At 62.5% G+C, this 15,115-nt stretch carries 10 protein-coding genes; 4 read left to right on the forward strand and 6 right to left on the reverse strand.

The features are described from left to right. Positions 1-25 precede the first annotated feature (25 nt). From AC5FXY_RS15840 to AC5FXY_RS15855, 4 genes are all read right to left on the reverse strand, one after another. The gene (locus tag AC5FXY_RS15840; protein WP_493557676.1) at positions 26-2,467 is read right to left on the reverse strand and encodes an outer membrane protein assembly factor BamB family protein; all 2,442 of its coding nucleotides are present in this window, start codon (positions 2,465-2,467) and stop codon (positions 26-28) included. Between the two features lie 362 nt (positions 2,468-2,829). Then, the gene (locus AC5FXY_RS15845; RefSeq protein ID WP_493557677.1) at positions 2,830-3,609 is read right to left on the reverse strand and encodes a hypothetical protein; all 780 of its coding nucleotides are present in this window, start codon (positions 3,607-3,609) and stop codon (positions 2,830-2,832) included. Positions 3,610-3,764: 155 nt separating this feature from the next. After that, positions 3,765-4,331, reverse strand: coding sequence for a sugar O-acetyltransferase (locus tag AC5FXY_RS15850; protein WP_493557678.1), 567 nt, complete (start codon positions 4,329-4,331; stop codon positions 3,765-3,767). Between the two features lie 105 nt (positions 4,332-4,436). After that, positions 4,437-5,219 (reverse strand): SGNH/GDSL hydrolase family protein, encoded by a 783-nt coding sequence (locus AC5FXY_RS15855; protein ID WP_493557679.1) that lies wholly within the window; start codon positions 5,217-5,219, stop codon positions 4,437-4,439. 517 nt (positions 5,220-5,736) lie between these two features. On the opposite strand from AC5FXY_RS15855, the gene AC5FXY_RS15860 reads away from it, so the two are divergent. Continuing rightward, a complete protein-coding gene (locus AC5FXY_RS15860; RefSeq protein ID WP_493557680.1) occupies positions 5,737-7,785 on the forward strand; it encodes a HelD family protein in 2,049 nt (682 codons plus the stop codon). 309 nt (positions 7,786-8,094) lie between these two features. Here the strand turns inward: AC5FXY_RS15860 and AC5FXY_RS15865 are convergent, their stop codons facing one another. After that, the gene (locus AC5FXY_RS15865) at positions 8,095-9,213 is read right to left on the reverse strand and encodes a serine hydrolase domain-containing protein (protein WP_493557681.1); all 1,119 of its coding nucleotides are present in this window, start codon (positions 9,211-9,213) and stop codon (positions 8,095-8,097) included. A 307-nt stretch (positions 9,214-9,520) separates the two neighbouring features. Here AC5FXY_RS15865 and AC5FXY_RS15870 point away from each other — a divergent pair, with 307 nt between their 5' ends. After that, complete coding sequence (locus AC5FXY_RS15870; protein ID WP_493557682.1) at positions 9,521-11,053, forward strand: tail fiber domain-containing protein; 1,533 nt, start codon at positions 9,521-9,523, stop codon at positions 11,051-11,053. Between the two features lie 116 nt (positions 11,054-11,169). On the opposite strand, the gene AC5FXY_RS15875 is transcribed toward AC5FXY_RS15870, so the two are convergent. Then, a complete protein-coding gene (locus AC5FXY_RS15875) occupies positions 11,170-13,659 on the reverse strand; it encodes a TonB-dependent receptor domain-containing protein (protein ID WP_493557683.1) in 2,490 nt (829 codons plus the stop codon). A 48-nt stretch (positions 13,660-13,707) separates the two neighbouring features. Here AC5FXY_RS15875 and AC5FXY_RS15880 point away from each other — a divergent pair, with 48 nt between their 5' ends. Both AC5FXY_RS15880 and AC5FXY_RS15885 read left to right on the forward strand, forming a co-directional pair. After that, a complete protein-coding gene (locus AC5FXY_RS15880; protein ID WP_493557684.1) occupies positions 13,708-14,058 on the forward strand; it encodes a hypothetical protein in 351 nt (116 codons plus the stop codon). Positions 14,059-14,244: 186 nt separating this feature from the next. Beyond that, positions 14,245-15,078: an alpha/beta fold hydrolase gene (locus AC5FXY_RS15885; protein ID WP_493557685.1), complete on the forward strand. Its 834-nt coding sequence runs from the start codon at positions 14,245-14,247 to the stop codon at positions 15,076-15,078. Positions 15,079-15,115 lie beyond the last annotated feature (37 nt).

Here is a 15,115-nt window from a genome sequence, read left to right on the forward strand (position 1 = left end):
GCCTCGCTCCGCAATTTGCTTTCGGTTAGATTTTGCAGGCTTTCACTTTGTCGGCCTCAAATAGGTAAATCAGCCCGTCCACCGGGTCGAAGATGTAGTCCGGCGTCCGGCTATTCACCTCTACCTGCCCCTCTACCTTCCCGTTGGCTTTGTTGAACTTCACCAGCTTGAAGCGGCCGTCATCGTTGCGGTCCGACTTCGTAAGCATGATCTGGTAGTTGAGTGCCTGGGCCGACTTCGAGTAACGTTTGCGCAAGTCCTGGCCCGCCACCTCGCCGGCGCCTTCAAAGGCTTTCTGCTTGGTCAGCCAATCGTTTTTGGTAGCGGTGCTGCCAGCCGACTTGGCTTGGCTACCGGCTGCATCGGCCAAGTACGCGGCGGCGGCCACCTGGGCCACGTTGCCGATGACGCGACCGGCCGATTGACCAGGGGGCGCGAAGTACTGGTTGTACACCAAGTTGCCCTTGAAATCCACCTTCGCTACCGACTGCGCCGCCAGCAGCAGCACACCGTCGTCGACCACTTCCAGTTCCGGTACTTCTTCCTCCTGCAGCTTGAGCGGTAGCTTGTCCTTGAGCAGCAAGGACTCTTCGCCCTTCTTCATATCCACCCGGCCTACATAGCCGCTGGCGTAGAAGTACGTGTCGTCATCTACGCTTGCCTTGGACGTGATATTGGGCGCGTAGTACTTCGTTTTGCTGACGGTGGCGTAGGTTTTAGGGTCGAAGAAATCCACCGAGTAAGCACTCAGCAGGCCGATGCCGTTGTTGGTGTTGATGATGTTTCCGTAATAGCCACCACCGGTTTTAAACGTCTTTTCCGCTTTCAAAGTCAGCGTGGTCAGGTCTACTAGCTTCACGCTGGAGCCACCCATCGTGGTGGTGCTGATGACGAACAGGTCGTTGCCCAAGTGCGTCATGGCGCCGCCGTTGGTAATGCTCAGCAGATTGGACTTTACTTCCTGGCAAGTGTTTTTGTCGATCAGGTGCATGCTGAGGCCTTTTTTGGCAGGGCTGCCGACCAGTAGGCGGTCTTGCTCCAGCTCGTGAAAGTTTACCTGCAGCCGCGGCAGCTCCCGCTCACCTAGTACCTGCCCGGTTTGCAGGTTCAGCGTGGTCAGGTAGCCGTCCTTCAGCACGCAGACCTGGCCGGGCTTCTGGGTCTCGAACAGCTGAAATGTGGGTTCCCCATAGACGGGCACCTCGCTCGGCTTCGTCAGCTTCTTCAGCGGTACTTTGTACAGCAGCGTGCCCGCTACGGGGTCGAGCCCCACCAAGCCTTGCGAGGTGAAAAACAGCAACTGCCCATCCGGGCGATGCACGACATTGCCCGAGCGGTAGCGCGAATCAGCAATCAGAATTTCACTGACTTTGGCACCGGTGTTTTGGTCGAAAACCAAAGCCTTCGTGTACGTGTCGGTAGCTTCCCACTGCACGATGTTGCCAGCGTAAACTACCCGGTTGCCGAGCTGCTTGGTGGCAGGGGGGCTGTAGAGCACCTTCCCGTTGCGCGTGTCTATCAGCGTCGACTGGGAGAATTCCGAAGTGGGCTTTTGGCTCGTTACTTCCACCATCGACGTCTTGCCCACGCGGGCGGCCTTTAAAGCCAGCTCGACATCGGTGCGCCACAGTTGCCGGCCGGTGCTGCGTGCTACGCACTGCAGCGAATTGCGGCGCAGCAGCAGAATGTTGCCGTCGGCATTCACGTATTTCTGCAGCACTTCGCCATCCAGCGTAGCGGTCCACAACACTTGGCCTGCGCTTAGCGCCGGCAAAGCCTCCCGGGGTGCCGGCCCCGTTTTGGCCGGCTCGGCGGGCTTGGGCGCAACTACCGCAGGCTCTTGCACGGCCACCGCAGCCGCCTTGGGCTCCTGAACTACTACTGGAGCGACAGGAGCTTCAGCCTGGGCTACCACTGGCGAGGCTCCCGCCGGTGCCGTCGCTGGGTTGTCCTGACTCGCCGGAGCTTCGGTCACTGGCTGTACTGCTACTGGTGTGGCCGGGGCCGGGTTTGCTGCCACGGGCGCCGGCTCTGCTGGCGTAGCTAAGGCCGGAGCGGCTGGCGTGGCTGCTGCAGCCGTTGTGGCCGCTGCTACTGGTGCCGGCGCAGCGGCCGGAGTTGTCGGCGTAGCAGCCAAGGCAGGCTGATTAAACTTCTCCCGGCGGCCTTTTTCGTAGATAATCATCCACACCTCCGCCTTCTGGATATTGTAGATTGGGCCATCCTGGTGGTCAAAGAGCCTGTACTTCACGTGCTCTTCGGTAATCTCGACCACTTTGGTGTTGATTTCGGACTTGTCGTTTTTGATAATAACGTCCTGACCTTGCGCTGAGCCGCAGGTTAGCGCCCCCAGGGCCACCGCGGCCAGCCCCTTCCGCAAGTCAGACATGCGGGAAGGCCCCTCGGCGAAGTTAGGACGGCCGTTAGCCGTGCGGGAAGGAAACAGCAGGGTAAAACGAGCTTTCATAAAAGGCTAACAGGTGTGTAGCACAGGGCAAAACAGGGCGAACAAGCGTCTCAAAACCCAATTGCCACAACGGCCCAACTTTGGACAATACAAATATAATGACGCGGTATGGGCTTGCCTGCTTTTGCCGTTGTTTCTCGAACGGTTTGCCTCGTTGGCGAGTAGGCTGTAGCTGACTAGAATAGCTGGCGCATTACCCGGTAGGCAACCTAACGTGCGCGTCACTACCCCACGCAAGGGTAGCCGGCAGAGTTTGGCGGGCGGGGAAACTTTACCCCCAGCCTCAATTTTTCAGGAGTTACTGGACAGCACCGCGCGGGAGCAGCGTCAGATTAGTTTTTCGCCTAATCGGGTGCGCGCTTTCAGGGCCGCGTGCCGGCAGGGCTGATGCTTATTTGCCTATCCGCAGTTATAATGGTGGTTCGTGGCTGACCTTTTACAAAGTCGAAGGGCCGCAGCACCAGCGCGGGCGCGTTGCGCTCGTGGTAGAGTACTTGCACTTCCAGGCTCCGGCTAAACAACTTCTGTGTTTCCGTCGCTTTCGGATCCAGCGTGAGCTTCAGGAGCTTGCCATCGTCGGTTTTTAGTAGCACCGTGGCGCGCTTGTCGTCGGTGCGGTTGGTGAATTCCACGATGGTGTGGTCGCCCGGGAACCCGCCGGGCATGGCTTCCAGCCGGAACGTGCCCATGACGCCGCCGAAGTCGTGGGTGACTTTGCGGCGGGGCGCCTCCGCCGGAGCCGCCGACCCGGTTCCAAACCGGTATAGGATCCAGCTGGCACTGTCCGTAAGGGTATTTTTATCCGGGCTCAGGTACAGCTGCCGCACCTCGGCCTTGGCCCAGTAGCCTTGGTCGCCGCTGGGGCCGACGCGGGGCCGCCAGCTGTTGCGCCGGGCACGCCAGGTGTTGTTGCCCACGTAGCGGATGCTGTCGTAGATGTGGCCGCCGACCATCACCTGGCTTACGCCCTTGCCGCTGACGGCGCGAATGGTGGCGGCCGAGCCCGTCACGTCGATAATAAACTCCGACCCAGCCTTGACCGTTTGCCAGCGCCCGTTCAGACTGCTGGCCTGGGAAGGCGCTTGTGCAGAAGCGGCGATGCCCAAAAGCAGTAAAGCGCACAAGAGAAGGAGGTGGGGCATGAGAAAGGAAGGGTTGAAGCCAGCAATGAGCAGACGCGGAGCCGCGCCCAAACAAGGCGTAAGGTACGCGCTGCCATTCAGCAATGAAGCACTAGGCATCGGGGGCGAAAGATGCAATGGCTCCGGACGCGCGTCGGTAGGTTCCGTTTACCATCTCACCCCGCGTCCGCCAACGAGCGAATCACCCAGCACGGGTTACCAGCGGCCACCACATCGGCCGGAATATCGCGGGTGACGACGCTGCCGGCCCCGATGACACTGCGGGAGCCAATGCTGACGCCCGGGCAAACCACCACGTTGCCACCAATCCACACGTCGTCGCCAATGGTGATGGGCTGACCTGCTTCCAGGCCGCTGGCCCGCACGCGGTGGTCAAGCGGGTGGGTAGCGGTATATAGCTGCACGTTGGGCCCGAGCAGGGTGCGGCTGCCGATGATGACCGGAGCCACGTCCAGCACCACGCAATTGAAGTTGAAAAACACCTGTTCGCCCAGGCGGATGTTGGTGCCGTAGTCGCAGTAAAAGGGCGGCTGCAGCCACAGCCCAGGCCCGGCCTGCGGCAGCAACTGCTGCAGGATGCGCTGCCTGTTCTCAGGCTCATCTTCCCGTGATTCGTTGAGTTCCTTCAGCAGCAAGCGCGCCTGCACCCGTTCCGCCGCCAGCTGCGGGTCCAGTGCGTTGTAAAGTTCTCCAGCCAGCATCTTCTCTTTCTCGGTTTTCATCTAAGGAAGATAGGAGCTGGGGCGCTGACGCAGTAACGAAGTCAGGGTGTTGCTCGGACGGCTGGGAGGTACAGTTCTCCGCTGTGCCCGACACGAGCGGCAAGCTCACACCAGTTGTGAAGTTTTGTCTTTGCCAGCAGCGGCATGGCCTGCCGACTGCTGTGGGGGCCGCGGGGCCAGCCGCAGCAATGCTTCTTCCACCGCCTCGGCGAAAAGCGCGGCGCCGTGGCGGTTCAGGTGTACGCCATCGATGGTCAGGTGCAGGCCGCGCTGCCGGCTGAGCGCGTCGCAGCGGCCAAGCAGGGCCTGCACCTTGTCGCCCAGGGCGGTATTCCAGAAGTGGTAAGTGAACGGCGCTGGCGTTGCTACCCGCCGCAGCCGTTCGTCGAAGCGGAGGGCTACTTCGGCCAGGGCGCACTGCCGGTCCGCAGCCACCCGCCGGATGGCGTCGTTGAAGATGTCGCGCTGGGGGTTGAGGCCGGCATGAAGGTCTTCGCCCATGCAGCCCATTGTCGTAAGCACTACTGGAGCCGGGGTGAGGGCCTGCACCTGCGTCACCAATTGCAGCAGCTCCTGCTCGAAGCCCACTGCATCGAGCGGCTCATGCCCTTGTCGCCGCATGTGGGCTAGGGCCTGCCGAAACCAGAAGCCCTGCCCGGCATAAGTAGGCAAACTGATGTCGTTGCCGCCGCCCTGCAGCACAATGATATCGTAGCGCTGCCCCGCTTGCAGCCGCTGGAGCAGGCGGCGGCCGATGCTGCGGATGGGTTCGCCGTTGATGCCCGCGTTGGTGATCTGCCAGTCGGGGTGACGGCGGGCTAGCGGCTGCACAAAGCTTTCCCCCTGCTGGCCGCGCACGATGCTGTCGCCGATGATAAGTACTTTCATAACTGCCGATGCTGAGGCCAGAACAAGTGTAATGGATCGACGCCGAGCAGATGCCGGACATTATGTTACCCGTGGCGGGCGGCGCTCCAAAGTGCTTCCGTCGTCGCTTGAGCAGGTCTGGGTGCCGGCTCAGGAGCGGCGGTGGCCCAAAACTACCTGCCCGCGTTAGTACTGCCGAAAATGACTCATCACATGATGATGTGGGCGGCACCAACTCGAAGCCGGAGCGCGTTTGCCTACATGCGAACAACAACCGCTGTTTCGCCCAGGGAGCCTCGGCCCACACCTTATTGAAGCTCATGCTAGCCCGCCCTTCTCTGCTTACATCAAAAAAGTAAACGGGCCGACGGCTGCCGTTGGGGCGGCGAGGAGGCGCAACTGCTGCCAAACAACCTACATGCTCGCGCTAGGTGAGGAAATACGATGCTCACTGACCAATGTCCGCAATGCACTCGGCGAACAAGGGAAGACGCTCTTATCAGCCGTAATTTGCGGGCTCATTAGGCAAGCGCAGCACGTGGTAAACGCAACGGAACAGGAAGAGCGGGAATACCTGGAAGAGGTGAAGGAAAAGATTACGCTGGCCATCCGGCGGGTAGATGATGCGGTAAAGCAGTTTTCCAGCGAACTGCGGCAGCAAAAGCAGTACCTCCACGAGCACCAGTCCGGGCTGGACGAGGCCGACATGGTGGCCGCCGACCAGTCCATCAACCGCATGGCCTTTACGGGCGAAGCGGCCGTGGCCCGTAAGCGCCGCCTCAACAAGCTGGTGCAGTCGCCTTACTTCGGCCGCATCGACTTCGCCACCGCGAATCAGGGCACCACGCCGGTTTACATCGGCGTGCACGCTTTTGCGGGCGAGGGGCAGCGTCAGAACCTGATTTACGACTGGCGGGCCCCCATTTCTTCCTTGTTCTACGACTTCGAGCTGGGCGAGGCTTCCTACGTCACACCCTCCGGCCGCATTCAGGGTCGCATCGAGCTGAAGCGGCAGTACCGCATCCGCGACGGCCGTATGGAGTTTTTGCTCGACAGCGACGTGAACATCCACGACGACGTGCTGCAGCGCGAACTGGCCAAGTCGTCGGACGACAAGATGAAAAACATCGTGGCCACGATTCAGCGCGACCAGAACGCGGTAATCCGCAACGAGGAGGCCTCGGTGATGGTCATTCAAGGCGTGGCGGGCTCGGGCAAAACCTCCATCGCCCTGCACCGCATTGCGTTCCTGCTCTACCGCTTCCGCGACACCATCGGGGCCAAGGACATCCTGATCATCTCGCCCAACAAGGTCTTCGCCGACTACATCTCGAACGTGCTGCCCGAACTGGGCGAAGAGCACATTCCCGAGATGGGCATGGACGAGCTGGCGGCTGACTTGCTCGGCCCGCCTTACACGTTCCAGACCTTTTTCGAGCAGGTGTCCCAGCTGCTGGAGCGCCCCGACCCGGCCTTCATCGAACGCATCCAGTTCAAGTCCTCGTTTGAGTTCCTCACCCAGCTGAACCAGTACCTGCTCCACGTCGAAAACCACTATTTCACTTTCACAGAGCTGCGGGTAGGCCGCACAGTGGTGCCCGCCGCGGTTATTCAGCAGAAGTTCCGGACCTACCACCGCGTGCCGCTGCTGAAACGTGCCCAATTGGTGGCCAACGACGTACGGGCCTACGTGCGCGACGCCGTCGGCCGCAAGCTCACCGGCGGCGACAAAAACGCCATTGCGGAGGGCCTGCAGCGTATGTTCCGCTTCCAGCACGTGCTCGACCTCTACCGCGACTTTTACCGCTGGATCGGCCGGCCCGAGCTGCTGAAGCTCAACCAAAGCCTGCGCCTGGAGTACGCCGATGTATTTGCCCTGATTTATCTGCGCCTGCGTCTGGAAGGCATCACCGCCTACGAACACGTGCGGCACTTGCTCGTCGACGAAATGCAGGACTACACGCCGGTGCAGTACAGCGTGCTGTCGCGCCTGTTCCACTGCCGCAAAACCATTCTGGGCGACGTGAGCCAGACGGTGAATCCCTACAGCGCGTCCTCGGCCGAAACCATCGAACGCGTCTTTCCGCAAGCCGACGTGGTGAAGCTCTACCGCAGCTACCGTTCTACCGTCGAAATCACGGGTTTTGCGCAGCGCATCAGGCCCAATCCCCACATCATGCCCCTGGAGCGGCATGGCCCGGAGCCGGCCCTGCTGTGCTGCCCCAGCCCCGACGCGGAACTGCAGGCCCTGCAGCAGCTGGTGCAAGACTTCCGACACGCCGGCCACCAGTCGCTGGGCATCATCTGCAAAACCCAGCGCCAGGCCGAACAAGCGCACCAGGCGCTCCAGGCTCCCGGCGTGCACCTGCTCACCGAGGAGTCCACCGCCTTTGCCGAAGGCGTGGTCATCACCACGGCGCACCTGGCCAAGGGCCTGGAATTCGACGCCGTGGTGGTGCCCTTCGCCTCTGCCCGCAATTACCGCACGGAGGTGGACAAGAGCATGCTCTACGTGGCATGTACCCGCGCCATGCACCAGCTCACGCTGACGTATGCCGGGAAGCTGACGGCTCTTATAGGTTCTTGAATAGGGTTATGGCTAGAATCAAAACTAGTTCCCCTCCTCAGATGGATTCCGCGTATCGAGCGGCGTGGGCTAGAGGTGGTTGAACAAGCGTTGTTTCCCAGAACGGTCCTGCTGAGCGCAGTCGAAGCATCTCTACCGCTTCGTTGAGGTCACTATCAGTAGAGATGCTTCGACTGCGCTCAGCAGGGCTCCCGTCCTAAACCTGAAATTTTTGTGGGCTGGAAAAAGCGTTAGGGCTCATTGGCAACACTCACTAGCTACAAGTCCGCGTCAGTCAGGGCAGAGGTCACCTTCAGCACCCCACATTGATTAGGGAGTCGGAACAGTCAGCTTTTTCAACAATCCTTCCGCCACCGTGCGGCTCCAGGTGTTGCCATTCGGCTCGCCGGCGTTGGAAAGCACCACAATAGTTAGCTCGCCTTGCATCACGGCAAAGCTGTTGTGCCCCAGCCAGTCTTCGGCGCCGGTGTGGCGCAGCAGGGTAGGGCGGCCGGGCTGCCGGACCACCACCCAGCCGTAGCCGTAATGCACCTGCGCTTCGCCTTCCTGCCGCACCGGTACGCTGGGCGCAAACAGCTGTTCCAGGCTGGCCTGGCTCAGCACCCGGCCGCCGCGCAAGGCTTGTAGCCAGCGGTAGAAATCAGCAGTGGTGCTGTACATGCCGGTGGCGGCGCGGTAGCCGTAGTTGGGCTGGCTGCGGCCGTCTTTGTACACCTTGGCCGAGACTCTGCCGACCCGCTTGGCATCCTGCACCGGAGCCAGGGTCACGCCGCTCGCTATTTCCTCGCCCCAGAAACCAGTTTGCTGCAGCCCGACCGGGGCGAGCAGCTGCGTGCGCAGGTACTGTTCGTAAGGCACGCCGCTGGCCTTTTCCACCACCAGCGCCAGCAGGTTATAACCATCGGAGGAGTAGCGGTAACCGGCCCCCACGGGGGCTACTAGGGGCTTGCTCAATAGTACGGCGGCCGCTTTGTCGGGCTGGGTAACGCCATCGGCAGAATTCTGGTCGGCTAGGCCGGCGCTATGCGTGAGCAGCTGGTGCAGGGTAATGCGTTGCTTGTCGGCCGGCGTGTTGGGGAAAAACTTGGGCAGCGCGTCGGTGAGCTGCATGCGGCCTTGCTCCGCCAGCTTCAGCACGGCCGCTGCTGCGAACTGCTTGGAGGTAGAACCCAGCCAGTAAGCCGTGGGCAGGGCCGAAGCCGCGTTGGGTCCCGTCTGCTGCTGAAGCAAGACGGTGTTGCCGCGGGCCACCAGTACCGCCCCGGCAAAGCCGCGCTCCACCTGCTGCTGCACGTAAGCCCGCAAGGCTGCTTCCGTTGCCTGTCGGCTGGTATCCGTTGGGGCTGCCTGCGGTAGCGTTGCGGCATGCGTGCTAGCCGGGCCACAGCCGCCGAGAAGGGAGATGAACAACAGGTAGCGCAATGTCATGGGGAACGGGGAATAAGCAGGATGGCAGGGTTGCGGGTGTCTGCCGAACAAGATAAGGAAACCGGGCCTCGCCCGCCTTTCTTTGGGTAAGCTGGGCGCGATTTGCAGCCGCACGCCAGTTGAGGAGACAGGAATCCGGACGGGAGCGACAAGCCGCCGGACCGAGCGGCGAGAACGGCCCGGAGCGCGGCAGCGGCGTAGCTTACTCCGTGTTGTGGACCCGGCCACTGGCGAGGCGAGTGCTTTGACTTGCTATGTATATATATTAATATTGATACTTAATACACTTATCCACCTATTCTGCTGCATGATAAAACAGCTTTACCCCCTTCTGGCTACCCTGTTTATTGCCTCCATCGCCACCGCCCAAACCACGCCCGGCGGGGTACGCATTGGCACGGCCGGCACCCCCAACGACAAAGCCATCCTCGACTTGGACGCCACCGGCAAGGGCCTGCTCATCCCGCGCATGGACTCCGCCACGCGCGCCCGGATTGGCACCCCACCCGACGGCCTGATGGTGTTTCAGACCAACGGCCGGCAGGGCTTCTGGTACGCCACGGGCGGTACCTGGCTTTACATTCCCGACAAAACCAAGTCCGGCGACAACCTGGGCAACCACACCGCTACCCAGGAATTCAACCTGAACAACAAACGCTTATCTGCAGTAGCGACCAGCGCGCTGGGCGACTCCGTGGCCCAGGTGGAAATCCGGTCGCTGGTGCCCTCCAAAAGCGTGGCCCTCATGACGCGCAGCCTCTACGGGCGCCACTACACCCGCACCATGCTCTCGGGCTACGGCACCGGCCCCACCGGCGTGGATATCGACTACGCCGTGTGGGGCAATGCCTACCGCTCCGATGGCTGGGCCGGCATTTTCACGGCCGGTCGGCCGGGCCAGACGCCGCTGCGCTGGGTGGGCCTGGCCGGTCACCCCGGCTACGTCAATGCCAACGCCGCCATTCGCATCGTCGACGGTACCCAGGCTGCGGGCCGGGTACTTACTTCCGACGGCGTGGGCAACGGCAAGTGGCAGCCCATTACCGCCGCCGGGGGCAACTTCAACCTGGGCGCTTTCAAACTGGTGGGCAACGGCGGCAGCCAAGGCCTGACCATCAGCAGCGCGGGCGAGGTGGAACTGGGCGGCATGGCCACCCCCTCGCTGGTGCTGCACTCCAACGCCAACAACAACGTAAATGGGGCCACGCTGCGGTTTCGCGAAGACAACCTCAACTACGGCTGGAACCTGCGCCATAACACCGGCGGCAGCGAGGGCGGCACCAACGCCGACCGCCTGATTCTGGACCGCCTCAACGGCGGCGGGGCCGTGCCCGTGATGAGCTGGGACCAGGGCACCGGCAACGTGGGCGTGGGCACCACCAACCCCGCCTATAAGCTGGACGTGAACGGCGTTATCCGCGGCTCCAACGTGTCGGCTTCCGACGCGCGCTTTAAGCAGGACGTGCGGCCCCTGGCCGGGGCGCTGGCCGCCGTGCGGCAGCTGCGCGGCGTGCGCTACCACTGGAACGCGCTGGGCGTGCAGCACGGCGGGGTAGCCGGCGCCGAACAGCTAGGGTTCCTGGCCCAGGAGCTGGAGCGGGTGTACCCCGAGCTGGTAAGCACCGATGCCCAGGGCTATAAGGCCGTGAACTACGCCCTGCTCACGCCCGTGCTTCTGGAGGCCATCAAGGAACTGGAGGCCGCGCTGGCTGCCCAAACCCGCCGTGCCGAGCAGGCTCAGGCGGCCCAGCAAGCCGACCACGCCTCCCTGCTAACCTTGCAGGAGCAAGTGGCGGCTTTACGCGCCGCAATGGTGCCCGCCGCGCAGGTCCGGCGTTAAGCTAACTTTTTGTATGTAAAAGAGTCGGTTTGAGCACGTGCTGCGCTATCCGGCCGAAAGCCACAATTGCGAAAAGGCCGCCGTAGACAGCCTGGGGTTATAACGGCCGGCCGGCGTCACCTTATCCGGCCTTCTTCGCTTTCCAAGGCAGAGCTGCGGGTACGAGGACCTTTCAAGCTGCTGTTCACGAAGGCGTAGGTGAAGTTGAGCCGCACTTGCCGGGTTTCGTAATAGCCGTAGTTATTCAGCTCAAAGTCGGGCATGCGCTGCGTGGAGCGGACCCAGCTGCCCTTGTATACGTCGTTGACGACCAGCCGGATCGTGGCGGCTTTGTTCCAGAAGCTGCGCTGCAGACCCAGGCTCAGCTGGCTGTTGTTGCGCGTGAACACGTTGGCCCCGGTCAGGCGGCGCGAGACGTAGAACCCCGAAACCTCGCCGGTGAACCCCCACGGCAAGTCGATGGTTTGTTGCACGTTGATGCGGGCGGCTACTTGCTGCAGGTCGAAGCGTCGGTAGCCTTCCCAGTTCACCCGGTTGCGAAGCTGGTAAAGCGTGCCGTTGAGGGTAAGCTTACTCCAGTCGGCGAGCGTCGCGGTGTGCGACACCGTCAGGGCCACGTGGCGCTGCTGGCCCACATTGCGTTGCATCATCACCAGCCTTCGCGCCGCCAGCGTATCCGTCACCCGGGCGCTGAACTGCTCGGTGTGCGCCAGCGTCAGGCCAACCACGGTGGTGGCTTTGCGGGCGTACTGCAGCGTGGCGCGGTGCGTGAGCTGCGGTTGCAGGAGCGGGTTGCCCTGCCAGAAGGAGAGTTCGTCGAGCAGGTAGACGAAGGGGTTCAGGTCCTCGTACGCCGGGCGGTCGATGCGGCGCCCGTACGCCAACGAAAACCGATGGTCGGCGTGCGCCCGAAACGACGCGCTAAACGAAGGAAACAAGTTCCAGTAGTTGCGGCGGATGGCGGTGGTAGAGTCGCTGCCCTGGTGGACAAACTGCAGGGTGCCGCGGGCGTGGGTGTTTTCGAGCCGCAAGCCCGCCTGCAGCGTCCAGCGGGTCAAGGGCCGTTGATAAGTGAGGTAGCCGCTGCTGATTTGCTCGCGGTAGTCAAACAGGTTGGAGCGTCGCTCGTCGAGGCTGTCGCCGCGGGGCCCGACGTGCCAGAACCTACCGTCGTTGGCCGTGCCCACCTGCGCGTATTTAGCCCCCGCTTCCAGCGTACCGGGCCCGACCTTGCGGGTATAATCAGCTTTCACCGCGCCCAAGTCGATGTCGATGTCGTTGATGGTGCGGTAGGTGCGCTTGGTCAGCAGGGCGCGTTCGGGCGTGAGGTAGGCGTTGTTTTGCAGGTTCTTGTTGCCCTTGCGAAAGAAAGCGTAGTCCGCGTCCACGCTCAGGGCGGTGCCCACTGAGTCTTCGTACCGGTAATTCAGGTTGACGTTCTGGCGGCTGGTGCGTTGGAAGTAATAGTCGTTGTCGGCTTCCAGCAGCTGCTCGATGCGGTCGGCCGCCGGAGCCCCGATGGCCGTGCGGGTAAACGTATAACCACCGCCGAACACGGCGTTGCGGGTCAGCAGCAGCCCCACGGTATGCTTGCGGTTGAGCTGGTAGTCGAGGCCCAGCCGGCCACCGGCGTTTTGGCGCTTGTCGGTGTCGTCGGTGGCGCTTTGCAAGGCGGTGCCTTGTTGCAGGCGGTCGGAGCCGTAAGTGTAGTAGCGATAGCCGAAAAAGTGGTTGTAGCTACCGAATGCGTAGAGCTTGTTGCGGCGGTGGTTGAGGTTCGCGTCGAAGTTGTGCTTGGGGCTCTCGCCGTAAGCCACCCCGGCCGTAGCCGTGCCGCTGAAGCCCTTTTTCCAGGCCTTGGCGGTTTTGAGGTTGATAATGCCCGCCGAGCCCGCCGCGTCGTACTTGGCCGAGGGGCTGCTGATGATTTCGATGGCCTGCAACGAGGACGCCGGCATCGACTGCAGCAGGTCGGCCAGTTCGCGGGCGGAAAGAAAGGTTTGTTTGCCGTCGAGCAGTACCAGCACGCCCGGCTTGCCGTTCAGCGCAATGCTCTGCCCGTTGTCGACCTCCACGCCGGGGGCCTTCCGGAGCATGTCCAGCGCGCTGCTGCCCTTCGCGTCGATGCTGCGGGCCACGTTGAATACGATGCGGTCGTCCTTCAGCTCCACCAGATCTTGTTTGCCCTGCACCACCACGCCCTGCAGCACGCGGGGCGCCGGCGTCAGGGTTATCACTCCGACGTCTTTGTCAGAGGTCAGTGGGAACGGCGCCGAGCGGTAGTTCTGGTAGCCCAGGTAGCGCACCACGAGGTGGTACTCACCGGCCCGCCCGAGGCGGATGATAAACCGACCCGTGGCATCGGCCGTGGTACTGGCGTGTTCCGTGCTTTGCGGGTCTACCAGCGAAACGGTAGCGAATGGCAGCGGCGCCTGGGCTTCTCCCACAATCTGGCCTTGCAGGCTCCAGGCCGGAGCCTGAGCATACAGCTGCCCAACGATACCCAGCAGCAAGAATGCCAGCGCCGTTACATATCGGGTATTCAGAGCCGAGCGGTGCGGCAAAGCCTCGCTAACAGACCAAATACATTCCTTGTCCGGATCCATGTTGCTGGTGAAGCGCGGCGCTTCATTAGAAAACAACAAGGTACACCAATGCCGCGAGCAGATTACGCTTTTGCAGAGCCACGCTTTACCAGCAACATTGAGCTAGGTATTCTGCGCCGCTTACTTGCATTCGGCCACCAACATCGAGGAGTTGGTAATGTGGCTGCGCAACGGGGAGCGGAGCAGAAAATGTACCTCAGCGGCGGCGACATAGACTTCGCGGCGGGTGACACGAATCCCAACGCTGGTGCCATGCGCCTCGACATGCGTGGCCTGCACGTTAACACCCGTGACACGAACCGCAACGCGCGTGACTGGGGCTTCCCAAGCGGCGGCGAGATGCTTGCGCAGGGTGGTTGCTTCTGTTACTCCACCATTAAAGCACAGGCGATGCGCTGATTGCCGGATCGTACCTGCAGCCTATACAGTCCTGGATTGAGCCCCGTGATGGACAGTTGTTCTGCAGTTCCGTTGGGTAGTAACCAGCGGCAGCACACGGCCACGGGGCCGGATGCTGCGTACCACGGTAGCTCGTGCCGCCGGGAAAGGCTCGGCGGGCGACCTGCTTGTTTCGCACTGTATCCCATGGAACTACACCACATTCGTCGCGGCAGCGGCCGGTCGCTGCTGCTCATTCACGGCATCGGCAGCAGCTGGCGGGGCTGGCAAACCATCCTCGATGATTTGGCCGCTGAGCGCGAAGTCATTGCCATCGACCTGCCGGGCCACGGCCAGACGCCTGCCCTGGCGGGCGAAAACTCCATCTACACCCTGGCCGACACCCTGGAATCCTGGTTGCGGGCGCACGAGCTGGTGGGCGTCGACTGCGTGGGCTCGTCGATGGGGGCGCGGCTGGTGCTGGAGCTGGCCCGGCGCGGGGTGCTCGGCGCCGCCGTAGCCCTCAATCCCGGCGGCTTCTGGGAGGGTTGGGAAAAGACGTTTTTCTACTACACCGGGGCCGGCGCCGTGCGCCTGATTCGCTTGCTGCAGCCGGTGATGCCCGCCATTACGGGCAGTGCGCTGGGCCGTACGCTGCTGCTGCCGCAGTACTCGGTGCGCCCGTGGCGCGTGCCCGCCCAGGCTGCCCTCGACGAAATGCGCACCTACGCCCGCACCACCAACTTCGACGAGCTGCTGTGGCACCTCGCTTACGGTCAGAAGCAGGAAGGAGCCCCGCGCGGCAGCATCCGCCACCCGCTGGTCATCGGTTGGGGGCGGCAAGACCGGGTATGCTTCCCGCACCAGGCCCGCCGGGCGGCGGCCGCTTTCCCCGACGCGGCCCTGTACTGGTTTGACCGCTGCGGACACCTGCCGCAGTGGGACCAGCCCGCCGAAGCCGTGCAGCTGATCCTCTCCGTAACGGGGCGGGATAAGGCATCCGTCGCGGCCGCCGCTGGCGCGGCCGCCAGCGGCGCGTAAACCTCAAGTCGAAGCGCCCGGCTTCCTTGCATCTGGA

The sequence above is a fragment of the Hymenobacter sp. FMD4 genome, from assembly GCF_058932745.1.

Bases quoted from the DNA above. Each gene is read 5' to 3' on its own strand.
- AC5FXY_RS15840 (WP_493557676.1), bottom strand. From the start codon at position 2,467: ATGAAAGCTCGTTTTACCCTGCTGTTTCCTTCCCGCACGGCTAACGGC.
- AC5FXY_RS15845 (WP_493557677.1), bottom strand. From the start codon at position 3,609: ATGCCCCACCTCCTTCTCTTGTGCGCTTTACTGCTTTTGGGCATCGCC.
- AC5FXY_RS15850 (WP_493557678.1), bottom strand. From the start codon at position 4,331: ATGAAAACCGAGAAAGAGAAGATGCTGGCTGGAGAACTTTACAACGCA.
- AC5FXY_RS15855 (WP_493557679.1), bottom strand. From the start codon at position 5,219: ATGAAAGTACTTATCATCGGCGACAGCATCGTGCGCGGCCAGCAGGGG.
- AC5FXY_RS15865 (WP_493557681.1), bottom strand. From the start codon at position 9,213: ATGACATTGCGCTACCTGTTGTTCATCTCCCTTCTCGGCGGCTGTGGC.
- AC5FXY_RS15870 (WP_493557682.1), top strand. From the start codon at position 9,521: ATGATAAAACAGCTTTACCCCCTTCTGGCTACCCTGTTTATTGCCTCC.
- AC5FXY_RS15875 (WP_493557683.1), bottom strand. From the start codon at position 13,659: ATGGATCCGGACAAGGAATGTATTTGGTCTGTTAGCGAGGCTTTGCCG.
- AC5FXY_RS15880 (WP_493557684.1), top strand. From the start codon at position 13,708: ATGCCGCGAGCAGATTACGCTTTTGCAGAGCCACGCTTTACCAGCAAC.
- AC5FXY_RS15885 (WP_493557685.1), top strand. From the start codon at position 14,245: ATGGAACTACACCACATTCGTCGCGGCAGCGGCCGGTCGCTGCTGCTC.